Genomic DNA, 11,807 nt, shown 5'->3' on the forward strand with positions numbered 1-11,807 from the left:
TGCAACGTAAACTGTTTGTAAAGTAAATTAGTAGTGGAGGGCTTAGACGCCAAAGAGGTGACAATATGGCTATGACAGTTCATTGCGACATCGTAAGTGCAGAAGAAGAGATCTTCTCCGGCCTGATTGAGTTTGTCTCGCTGACAGGTAGTTTGGGTGACGTGGGTATTACACCGGGTCACGCACCACTGCTGACGGAGATCAAACCAGGTCCCGTCGAGCTGAGAAAGCAAGGCGGTGAAGAGGATATCTTCTACGTGTCCGGTGGTTTCCTTGAGGTTCAACCGAGTAAGGTGACCATCATGGCCGACACAGCACTACGTGCACATGATATGAACGAAGCTGCCGCTGAGGAAGCACGCAAGCAGGCTGAGCAGGCTCTGTCTGATCAGAATGCTGAGTTTGAATACTCTCGTGCGACCAGCCAACTGGCTGAAGCAGCTGCACAACTGCGTACTATCCAGCAGATTCGCAAGAAGATGGGTAAATAAAGCAGCCAATCGGTTAGCTTTGTTAGATAATAAGGGGCGGTTTTTACCGCCCCTTTTTTGTGTACAGAATAGTCGTTTTAAAAAGGCATATTTATACACAATGAAGCCTGTAGAAACTAAGGCAGGCAACAGTAGCCGAAGGTGATAGAAGAAAGTGGCACAAGAGTGTGATAAACGATTAGTGTTGAAAATGACCAATTAAGTACTTCTACAACTGTTCGTATATTCGTAATACCACTCGTGGCACTATTCGTAACAATCGTAGTTGGAAAACATAGCATTAACATAGCTGAGGGATAACAGATGGCGTTAGAGGTGATCATACTGGCGGCTGGTCAGGGAACTAGGATGAAATCAGCGCTGCCTAAAGTACTGCATCCTGTGGCGGGAAAGCCGATGGTTGGTCATGTAATTGATACGGCGTCCGGGCTTTTACCGACTAAAACTCATGTTGTTATTGGCCATGGATCATCTTTGCTGCAAGATTTTCTATCGAGAAATTACTTATCCACAGATGAACAGCCTTGCCGAAATCTGATTATTGCAGAACAAACCGAGCAGTTGGGTACTGGACATGCTGTTGATCAGGCTATGCCATCTGTGGATAACGACTCCACTGTATTAGTGCTTTACGGTGATGTTCCGATGATTCGGCAGGATACTCTCGAGCAAATGGTAGCAGTGGCTAAACACCAGAAACTGGCATTATTGACAGTTGAGGTGGCTGATTCCACAGGATATGGTCGAATTGTTCGTAATGCCAGTGGAGCGGTGGAAGCCATAGTCGAACATAAAGATGCTAATGCTGAGCAGCTGGCTATCAAAGAAATTAATACCGGCATTCTCGCCTTGCCCGCCTCCTGGCTTAAAGACTGGCTACCCAAATTATCATCAGATAATGCTCAGGGTGAGTACTACCTGACAGACATCATTGAGATGGCTGCCAAACTGGATCTCCCGATAACCGCAATTCAGCCCAGTTGTGAAGAAGAGGTCCAGGGTGTTAACAATCGCTTGCAGCTTGCAGAACTTGAGCGTTGGCATCAGCGCCAGCAAGCAAATCACTGGATGACTCTGGGTGTCACCTTACTAGATCCAAATCGAGTCGATTTTCGAGGTGATGTACACATCGAGCAGGATGTGAGCGTTGATGTTAATGTTATCTTTGAGGGGCGGGTCAGAATAGGAACAAGTGTAACCATTGGCGCCAACTGTATTTTGAAAGATTGTGAAATAGCTGACGGCACTGTGATTAAGCCCAATTCGATGATCGATGGTAGTCGGATTGATGAAGACTGTGAAATAGGCCCCTATGCTCGCTTGCGTCCCGGTACCGTTTTGGCGGCAGATGCAAAGGTAGGCAATTTTGTAGAAACCAAAAAAACGACTGTCGGCGAAGGATCCAAAATAAACCACCTGAGCTATGTCGGGGATGCAATCGTTGGTTGCGGGGTTAATATTGGTGCCGGTACTATTACCTGCAACTACGATGGGGTAAACAAGTTCCAGACTGATATTGGTGACGGGGCGTTCATTGGCTCTAACACTTCATTGGTTGCTCCGGTAAAAGTAGGAAAAGGTGCAACGACAGGTGCTGGCTCTACAATCACCAAAGAAATACCAGAGGGGGCCCTTGGAGTGGCACGGGGCCGTCAGACTAATTTGACATCATGGAAGCGCCCGACCAAGTAATTGCGAAGTTGAGTAATAATACTTCTCAAAATGGTTGGACTGTAAAGTAACCAAAGGAAACGATATATGTGTGGCATTGTCGGCGCAGTAGCGCAGCGTGAAGTATCTGCAATACTCCTGGAAGGTCTTAAACGTCTGGAGTATCGAGGCTACGATTCAGCAGGAATGGCAGTCTTTGACGGGCAGACTCAGCAGATAGGCTGTATTAAACGCCCGGGAAAGGTGGCTGAGCTGGAGAAAGCGCTGTCAGGTTCTCCACTGACCGGTACTACAGGAATTGCTCACACCCGTTGGGCCACACATGGTAAGCCTGAAGAACACAATGCTCACCCTCATATGGCTTCGGACCGTGTGGCTGTTGTGCACAACGGAATCATTGAGAACTTTGAACCTCTCAAGGCGGAACTTCAGGCCCAAGGCTGTGAATTCAGCTCTGACACCGACACCGAAGTAATCGCTCACTTGGTCCATGGTAAGCTGTTAAAGGGACTCGATTTTTCCACCGCGGTGTTTGACAGTATTGCTCAGCTGGATGGTGCTTTTGCTCTGGCGATTATGGATCGAGAGGATCCGACCCGTTTGATGGCGGCAAGAATGGGCAGCCCTTTGGTGATCGGAGTGGGTATTGGCGAGAACTTTATCGCTTCAGATCCACTGGCAATGTTGCAGGTCACCGATCAGTTTATCTATCTTGACGAAGGGGAGCTTGCCGAGGTTTCTCTGCAAAGTGTTAAGGTTTTTGATGCCCAGCGCCAACCTGTATCCCATGACATCCAGCGTTTTGAACATGGCCATGATGCAACGGATAAAGGCGAATATCGTCACTATATGATGAAAGAGATCTTCGAGCAGCCGAATGTTGTGCGTTCGGTGTTAGAGGGTCGTATCAGTGCTGAACGGGTTTTGGAGCAGGCATTTGGTGCTACAGCTGGAGAAGTTTTTGATCAGGTCAGAGCCGTACAGATTATCGCCTGTGGTACCAGTTATCATGCTGGGTTGGTAGCTAAATACTGGATTGAAGAGCTGGTGGGTATTCCCTGTCAGGTGGAAGTGGCCAGCGAATATCGCTACCGAAAAACAGTTGCTCTCCCCGGAAGCCTGTTTATAACCATATCCCAGTCTGGCGAGACTGCTGATACCCTGGCAGCTCTGCGAGAGGCCAAAGCACTCCCGGCAGATAAAGGGTTTGTTTCCTGTCTGAGTATCTGCAATGTTCCCGGTAGCTCCCTGGTACGGGAATCTGATCTGGCATTAATGACCAAAGCAGGTCCTGAGATTGGTGTTGCTTCTACAAAAGCATTTACCAGCCAACTTGTTGCTCTGTTGTTAACCACATTGGTTCTGGCACGTCGAACCGGACTTGATTCAGCGATAGAAAAACAGCTTATTCAGGAATTGAGAGAGTTGCCTGAGCTGCTGGAGACCGCCCTGGAGCTGGATGGCCCTATACAATCATTGTCTGAGCGTTTTGCTGAGAAGAATCACAGTCTGTTTTTGGGGCGTGGTGCCATGTATCCGGTTGCGATGGAAGGCGCTCTGAAGCTCAAGGAGATCTCCTACATTCATGCCGAGGCTTACCCGGCTGGAGAATTAAAACATGGCCCACTGGCGCTGGTGGACAGGGAAATGCCGGTGATCGTTGTAGCGCCCAACAACAGTATGCTTGAAAAACTGAAAGCGAATATGCAGGAAGTTCGGGCGCGTGGTGGAGAACTTTATGTTTTTGCCGACCAGGCTGCAAACCTGGAAAACGGAGACGGTGTTCATACCCTTGAACTACCTCATACCAGCAGCGTACTGGAACCGATTCTTTATACAATACCGTTACAATTGCTGTCGTACCATGTGGCGGTTCTGAAGGGAACGGACGTAGATCAGCCGCGGAACTTGGCCAAGTCAGTGACTGTTGAGTGAATTGGTAGGGGATTGTCAGATCCGTAGACTATTGAAACTCTCAGGGACTGAGCTTTAAGCAGGTATTCTGGTTAGTCGATATAAAGCTACTCCCCTTAGGAGAGTAGCTGATGCTTAATTCGTTTTCCTTCCTTGGCTCGATTTTCCTGACAACTAATCAAAATCGTACTCGATCAACTCCTTTCTAAGTTGTTTTTTCTCAAAGTGTTCTTCAATGGACCTTCTTGCGTGCAGGTTTCGTTCGCTGGCGGCCTTTTTTTCTAACTGCTGGGTTTCACTATCCAGTTCCATGAAAATGTCAAAGACTTGGGTTTGCAGTTCACTCAAATGAGGATCGTTTAACAGCATGGTTATCACTCCACGTCAGATTAACAATCAGAAGATGGGCTCATATTAGGCCGCGACTGTGACAGTTATATGACGGGTCGCCGGCCCAGAGCTTATCTAATCTCATAGCTTGGCTAAAAATGCAATAGTGCACTGCGGTAGCCGAATTGATTTGCAGTCACTGTTGGATGAGAGGGGTTAGCAGTCAGGATTTTTATTAGTATGAATTATCAGGATTTTTTTATCAGAGGTCGTTTCTCATTCTGACGGAGAGAGCGCAGACTGCGGCGGATTGTTTTCAAATGGTCGACGACACCGGGTCCAAGCTTCATGGCCAGACCAACGGCTAGCACATCGATAACCACCAGATGTACCACTCTGGAAGACATTAACGCACTTAAATCCTTATCTTCTTCCAGGTCTATATGGATGGGTATATTAGCGACTTCTGCTAACGGGGTATCACTGGGACATAATGCAATGACGGTTGCACCATTTTCTTTGGCGAGCTTGGCAGAATGGAGCAAATCCTTGGTACGTCCGGTCTGGGATATGGCCACTACGACATCCCCCTCAGACAGGCTGACCGCACAAATTGATTGTAAATGGGGGTCCGAGCAGGCTACGGCTGAAACTCTCAGGCGGTAAAATTTGTGTTGGGCGTCAGTGCAGACTGCCGCAGAGGCACCAAAACCATAGAATTCGATACGACTTGCCCGGGCTAATGCCTCTATGGCTGATTCAAGAGTCTGTTCGTCAAGCATCTCTTTGATATTGATAAGATTTCCTACCGTGGAATCAAAGATCTTCTGCTTGAAGTCACTGATAGTATCCTTTTTGTTCAGGGAGAAGGGTTCATAGTTAGGGTTGGTTGCCAGAACCTGGGCAAGTGTCAGTTTAAAATCTTGAAAACCATCATAATTGAGAGCACGACAAAAGCGCACAACGGTGGGTTCGCTGACCTGCGCTTCTGAGGCGAGGTCAACTATCCGCATGTGGATAATGTCGTTGGGCTGAGCCAGAACATAGTCAGCGACTTTTTGCTCAGACTTCCGCAAGGAAGAACGTGCTTCAGCGATGGTTTTCAACAGATTAACGGTGTTCAATATCGACTTTCCCGAGCCATAGTGATTTTTGGCAAAAACGCTAAGGATATGTAAAACGGCGTTGTAAAACCAGCCCTGTTTCTGATCGACCTGATAATAGGATTCTGGTGTTTTCAATGGATCGGAAGAACTCTGCGGTTCTACTGTTACCGGGTGATGAAGTGACTGAAAGCGGGCTTTAAATCCTAACTGAACCTTCTTTACATCAATAGTGGCCTGTTATACGTCAATGGTGGCGACCACACGCTGTAAGCGCCAAAGGTTCTCCCAGATATCCCTCCACCTGGCAGTTTTGACGGACTGGCCGAATGCCATGGTCACTGCTTCCAGTTCGACCAGATCAAGCAGTCCGGCCAGCCCTGTTAATTGGTGAGCGTGATCTCTCATGGTCAGTGTATCCTGAAGTTCAAACGCATGGGCAATGGCGCTGATCTGGCTGTTCAGCTCTTTATGCAGATCACTGATAGAGATTCCGTAGTCAGCTAACCGTGGTTTTTCGGAGTTTTCAACGGCAACGATACTTGTACCGTCCGCTTTTGTTGCCAGTTGAATATGGTGGATGATTTTTTGTTCATTGATCGGCTTAAATAAGGTCGTAGCAACTCCTGCTTCTTTCAGAGCCTGCTCTTCGTTGGCGATAACGTTTGCAGTCAATGCAATAATAGGGACCTGACTTAGTGGTTCGGGCAGCTCACGAATATGTCGGCTGGCTTCAATGCCGTCCATAACCGGCATATGGACGTCCATCAGTATGCAGTCATAACAGCCTTGGCTTGCCTGAGCCAGCGCCTGTTCTCCATTGCTAACCAGCGTAGGCTGGGCACCGGCCTGTTCCAGTATCTTTTGCAGCAACAGGCGGTTGAAGCTGTTGTCTTCAGCGATCAACAGCTTAAGATCCTGCAAGCTATCGCTGGCTATTTTTTCAGCAGTTGAGGTGGGTTGCGTCGCCAGTAGTGGTTTTTCGTATTTAAGGGCGGTGAGCAGTTTCCGATGGGTCAGTGGGCGCTGCAAATTATCAATAGGTTGTAGATCCAGGCCCTGTAATTCAGCCATTTTCAGTGCAAGTACATCACTTTCCAGAACACTCTTCTGTCCTGTGACCAGAATCAGCTTACCGGCAAAGCGCTGCCGGACACAGCCTAGCAAACGAGATTGATAATGCTGATTTAAATGTAAATTTGGGAACCCCATAATGACAGCGTCATACTTGTGGTTAGCGTTCTTCAATTGTTTTAGCAGCTGTTTATGGTTGTTGACTGCAGTCACTGTGCTTCGCCATTTCAGCAGACAGTTCGACAGGGCTTTTTCAGCTGTGGGATTGCGATCAAACAGCAGAATCCTGTAGCCGCGAAGATCGACCGGGGAACGAGGTTGAGTGCAATGATTAAAAGGCAATTTTAATAAGACTTCGGTGCCTTCACCTGGCTGACTGTAAAGGCTGATACTGCCACCCATCAATTCAACCAAACGTTTGGTGATGACCAGACCCAGTCCTGAACCACCAAAGCGGCGGGTAATAGAAGTGTCCGCCTGAGAAAAAGGTTGGAATAAGGATTTCAGTTTTTCTGCTTCAATACCGATGCCTGTGTCTTTGATTGTTAATTCGACATTAATATCGCCTTCATTCAACACACATTGGGTGGTTATGGTGATTTCACCCTCTTTGGTAAATTTCACTGCATTACCGATTAAGTTGGCAATGACCTGCCTTATCCGAGTTGGATCCCCGATAACCTGAAGAGGCAGTTTCGGATCACAGATGAAATAAAGCTCAAGCCCTTTGTTATCGGCTATCGGCGCCTGCATTTCCAGAGAGTCTTCAATGCATTCTTCCAAGCTAAAAGGAATTTTTTCGATCTTGATTGCATTGGATTGCAGCTTGGAAAAATCCAAAATATCGTCGATCAGCCGTAATAGCAGTGAAGACGTACGACGCACTATACTGCTGTATTCCTTCTGTTCCAGATTGAGCTGGGTCTTTTCCAGCAGTTGTATAAAGCCCATAACCGAGGTCAGTGGTGTGCGGAGTTCGTGACTCATGCGGGCTAAAAATTCATCTTTGGCGAAATTAGCTTCTTCTGCTCGCTGTTTTTCCTGATCCAGATCGATATTCTTGCGTTCCAGCGTGTGTAGCGTTGATCTGAGGTTCTTTGTGGCTTCAGCTACATCGTCTTCCAGTCGGATTCGGGTTTGCTGGACTCGGGCTGCCAAGCTGTTGATTCCTTTTTCGAGTTCCCCTATTTCGCCACTGCTTTCTATTTTTACACGAGCGTTCAGCTGCTCATGACTTAGCCGGTCAACGGTATCGATAATAGCTTGGATAGGCCCCGTGATACTGCGACCAATAGAAATGGCCATCCATAAAGTCAGTGATAGTCCAATGAGGGTTATAATCAGTCCACGAATCAGAATTTCAAACTGTCGCTTCTTCATTGCCCTGTCGTTGACCAGTAGTACAACCCAGCCCAGATGTATTGGGTCAGTATCAGTGGTTGCCAGGTCCTGTTGATTTTCCTCGCCGAAATCGTTGATATTAAGTCCGGATACCAGCACAGGGGCCTGGAAAGCCCAGAATTGATTAAACTGATGGGGGACATGGGGCTCCACTCGGGTACTGGGAGATTCCAGGGGTAGCCGGTCTATGTTGATATTACTGGAACGGAAAACTTCTTTCTGATCAGCATTAATGAATATTATGTCACTTATTTCTGACTGTTCCTGGGGCGCTTTCGCCAGACCTGCCAGGGCTTCGGAGTTATCTGCAAAAAGGCCAAACTCAGCGCCTGCACTTAGGTAACCGAGTAGTGTTTGACTGTTTTTGAACAGCGTGTCCCGTTCGAGGTTGAGTCGGGAACTTATCATATAGCCTGACATGGCAAGGGTAATGATCGTAATCGGCACTAAAGCCAGTAACATGACTCGCTGGCGGATTCCGAGGTGGCTGACTAACGATCGGAGACTCATGGCAGTTGCATAGCCTCTTTAATCATACTTTTGCTGGGAAGCTTCAGCCGCAGGGAGCGGGCGGTAGCCTTGTTGATGCTAATGTCAAAATATTCAGGGTAAGCAGGAGAAGGAAGGCCTTCTGAGGTTGTTAACCAGCGGTTAACCCAGGCTGCGGTTTCCTGACCTACAGTTTCCGGCGTACTGTAGACCGCTGCGATGGCGCCAGCGTCAACATAACGTTTAGAGTAAGCTATCAGCGGTATTCGCTGGCGGAAGCTCATTAGAAGAATCCATTTCGCTGTACTTCGATTGAATATTGACCGGTCGGGAACTGCCAGGAAGGCATCACTATTTGAAATTACCGGCGTTAATACTTCAATGGGATTATCGTCTTCTCTTAGATGGCTAATGTTTAACTGCCAGCTCATTTCAGAGACCGCCTGTTCCATGTTGGTTTGTTCTGAGGCTGAACTGGGGCCCAGCACCGTGCCTATCTTGGAAACCTCAGGTTGAATCTGGCTCAGTAACTTTAGTTGTCGTAGGAAGGGTTGTTCCAGATAAATAGCAGACAGCCTGTGTTCTTGAAGGCTTTTACGGCTGCTCTCAGTATTGGCCAGAGTGTCAAAAGTACTGTGGGGAATGAACGTGCTTAATACCGAAGTGTTCGGTTGTTGTTGAAGAATGCTGCGCGTGGCCTGAGTGCCAATAGGAACTATCAGATCGTAGTCTGGCAACGATTCCAGGGGTAATGAGCTCGGCGACATAATAATGGTCAACTGAGCCTTGGTCGTGTCCACTTGATCACTAAAACTTTGTATAACTTTTTGATAAGTTGGAAGATCTTTGCTGGCGAGCAGAAGTACACGGTGTTGTTCAGCTTGTACTTGGACACAATTGAGAAACAATAAGGTACCCAGTGCGATACAGAGCCACACTTTTGAGTCACATTTTGTATGCTCATACGAGCTTTTAATCATCAAGCCACAATCCTTTGTGATTTTCGTTATTTCGCCAGACTATCGCTGGTTTGTATTGGAACCAGGTTGCATCGGATCCAGCTTGTATAAGAATTATTTGTATAAGAGTTATTCTTATAAGAACTGTTTATATAAGCGGTATTTATATAAGAGCTACTTATGTCAGGTTTATCTTGTATCTGGACTATTTTAGACCACTGCTGTTTCAGCCTATAAAAAGTTAAGATTCAGACGAATGAATGCCCGGGTATCGAAGTTGTTATTCACATCAAACTCCTTATAGGTTGATAACAGATTTTGCATGATAAATTCAATAGACCCTTCGGTTTCACCAAAACTAAATCCTTTTTCCAGGCGGGCATCCAGTCGGTTGTAGGAGTCCAGTTCTGCTCCTCCTTTCCAGGACACAGAGGATTCACGGTAAAACGTGAAGCTCCCCTGTAACGCATTTCCGAAATCGTGACTGGCCTGTAGTGCCAAGGTGTGGGTAGGTACTCTGTTATCAAGTGAAATTGAGTTCTCAGAGTCTTCGTTGTGATGACCTTTGGCATCAGCATAAGCGTACGCGAGATAGAGCCAAGTATGCTGCCAGGGTTGCAGCTTTAACTGTAATTCAAGGCCCTTTGTCTGCCACTCAGCCACATTGCGGTTTTCACTGGCGATGTTGCTGTTTGGCTTAAGGTCGAAAAAAGGGACACTGAATTCATCAATTGCATTATCAACTTCTTCGATATAGAACTTGGTATCAAAGGTCCAATGTCCGTCCAGATCCTGCCATAAGTAGCCTAACTCGAGTGTTGATACTTTTTCCGGACCAAGATCTGCAGCGGGCTGGCTGATCTGGTCAAAGGTAACACCTGCGAGAGAGAAAAACTCGGGCCGGTCGGGTATGACGACTGCGAGTGCTTCGTTGGCCTCTAGCAGTGAAGGTGTGCGGTAAGCCCGGCTGATACTGCCTCTTAAGCTGTGCTCCACATTGATATGGTAGTTAACCCCCAGACGAGGTGAGAATCTTGAGCCGGATATATCATTATTCTCGAGCATTGCTCCGGCATTTATTGTCCAGTATTTGTTGAGCTGGTGTTCTAGGTTACCAGAGCCACGAAACAGCCATTCATCAACAGTTTCATTGCTGTTAAGTAACGCCTGGCTCTTAAGAGATTCGTAGCGGATTCCGGCTCCCCATACAGACCGGGTATGTTCATTAAAGCGGTGAGTCAGTTCTATATCAATATCGTAGCGTTCAGAGACTCCATCCTCAACGCCGACATCAAGAGTAAAGCTCGGAGAGTTTGGAAACAATGAGCTTTCAGGCACAAAAAATGGAATAGTCTGGTCGTACTTCAGATAGTTGTGATAGGCCTGTACTTTCAGTTCATTTTCACCGCTGAGGTTTCTAGTCCAGACAAGGCTCTGGAAATGACTGTCTACATCACGGGTTGCAAACTCTTCAGGGTGATTGGATCTGCCGACACCAAACTGACCACTACTTACCCCCAGCTGAATATCAAAGCTATCAGACAATGTTGGAGTATAGGTGCCTCGAAAATTAAACTGGCTGATTTCGCCACCATCCTCAATGGACAGCGGGGAGGTTGTTGCATCGCCGTTCTCAAAGCCGATTCCGGTACCATTATTCTTATGAAAGTTAGCAGAGATACGGTAGTCCAGGCTGCCAACTTTATCATTGTGTCTGAGGTAATAGTCTTCAGTTTTCAGAGCACCCCGAGTCACTGAAATGTAGCTACCCTGATCCTTTAAAGGTTCTCGGGTAATGATGTTGATGGCACCAAGAAAAGCATTTGAACCCTGGGTCGGAACATTGGATCCTCTGACAACCTCGATGTAGTCAATATCATTCAGAGTTATTCCTAAGGCACTCCAGTCCACTGTGGATAACAATGATAGATAAACAGAACGTCCATCGATCATTACTTCCAGTCTACCGGGATGAGAATTCCCCTGGCCATGGCTGACAACACCAAATTTATTGGCGTTAACATGGTAAGTCTGAAAACCAGGTACTAAGCGAAAGAGGTCAACAACATTGACTGCACCTGAGGCTTTGATCATTTTCTGATCAATGATAGTCATTGCTGAAGGAACATCGCTGAGCTTTTGTTCCAGTCGGGTGGCTGACTTTACAGTGGGTAAGGATTCAAGCAAATCACCTTCGGTCAGCAGCTCGTTTTCCTGAGAAAAAGAAAGGTTGCTCGCCAACGATAGGATGATAAAGCTACACCAGGGTCCGAAACCTCGGCAAAAATCCGACATGGAGGTCCTCTCGTCGAATCAGCTGTCCCTGCATATATCGGAACGCATTGTTTATATTCAGAATATTAAGGACCGATATT

Annotated in this window: 8 protein-coding genes; 3 read left to right on the forward strand and 5 right to left on the reverse strand. The window is 47.1% G+C overall.

All coding sequences use genetic code 11. From position 1 onward, the window contains the following. Nucleotides 1-65: 65 nt before the first annotated feature. From BGP75_RS00935 to glmS, 3 genes are all read left to right on the forward strand, one after another. Nucleotides 66-491, forward strand: a complete 426-nt coding sequence (locus BGP75_RS00935) for a F0F1 ATP synthase subunit epsilon (RefSeq protein ID WP_076714108.1) — start codon at nt 66-68, stop codon at nt 489-491. Nucleotides 492-794: 303 nt separating this feature from the next. Then, nucleotides 795-2,183: a bifunctional UDP-N-acetylglucosamine diphosphorylase/glucosamine-1-phosphate N-acetyltransferase GlmU gene (gene glmU / locus BGP75_RS00940; protein ID WP_076714111.1), complete on the forward strand. Its 1,389-nt coding sequence runs from the start codon at nt 795-797 to the stop codon at nt 2,181-2,183. Nucleotides 2,184-2,249: 66 nt separating this feature from the next. After that, on the forward strand, nt 2,250-4,097 hold the full coding sequence (glmS, locus tag BGP75_RS00945; RefSeq protein ID WP_076714113.1) for a glutamine--fructose-6-phosphate transaminase (isomerizing): 1,848 nt from the start codon (nt 2,250-2,252) through the stop codon (nt 4,095-4,097). 153 nt (nt 4,098-4,250) lie between these two features. Here the strand turns inward: glmS and BGP75_RS00950 are convergent, their stop codons facing one another. From BGP75_RS00950 to BGP75_RS00970, 5 genes are all read right to left on the reverse strand, one after another. Continuing rightward, on the reverse strand, nt 4,251-4,445 hold the full coding sequence (locus BGP75_RS00950; RefSeq protein ID WP_076714115.1) for a PA3496 family putative envelope integrity protein: 195 nt from the start codon (nt 4,443-4,445) through the stop codon (nt 4,251-4,253). A gap of 209 nt (nt 4,446-4,654) precedes the next feature. Beyond that, nucleotides 4,655-5,530 carry a transcriptional regulator HexR gene (gene hexR, locus BGP75_RS00955; RefSeq protein WP_083704559.1) on the reverse strand — a complete coding sequence of 292 codons (876 nt, stop codon included), beginning with the start codon at nt 5,528-5,530 and terminating at the stop codon, nt 4,655-4,657. Between the two features lie 219 nt (nt 5,531-5,749). Next, a complete protein-coding gene (locus tag BGP75_RS00960) occupies nt 5,750-8,494 on the reverse strand; it encodes an ATP-binding protein (RefSeq protein WP_076714117.1) in 2,745 nt (914 codons plus the stop codon). After that, nucleotides 8,491-9,453 carry an ABC transporter substrate-binding protein gene (locus BGP75_RS00965; RefSeq protein WP_076714119.1) on the reverse strand — a complete coding sequence of 321 codons (963 nt, stop codon included), beginning with the start codon at nt 9,451-9,453 and terminating at the stop codon, nt 8,491-8,493. The genes BGP75_RS00960 and BGP75_RS00965 overlap by 4 nt, the downstream gene beginning before the upstream one ends. Nucleotides 9,454-9,663: 210 nt before the next feature. Beyond that, nucleotides 9,664-11,727, reverse strand: coding sequence for a TonB-dependent siderophore receptor (locus BGP75_RS00970; RefSeq protein ID WP_076714120.1), 2,064 nt, complete (start codon nt 11,725-11,727; stop codon nt 9,664-9,666). Between the last annotated feature and the right edge of the window lie 80 nt (nt 11,728-11,807).

It is taken from the genome of Motiliproteus sp. MSK22-1, assembly GCF_001968815.1.
In the GTDB taxonomy this organism is placed as follows: domain Bacteria; phylum Pseudomonadota; class Gammaproteobacteria; order Pseudomonadales; family Balneatricaceae; genus Motiliproteus.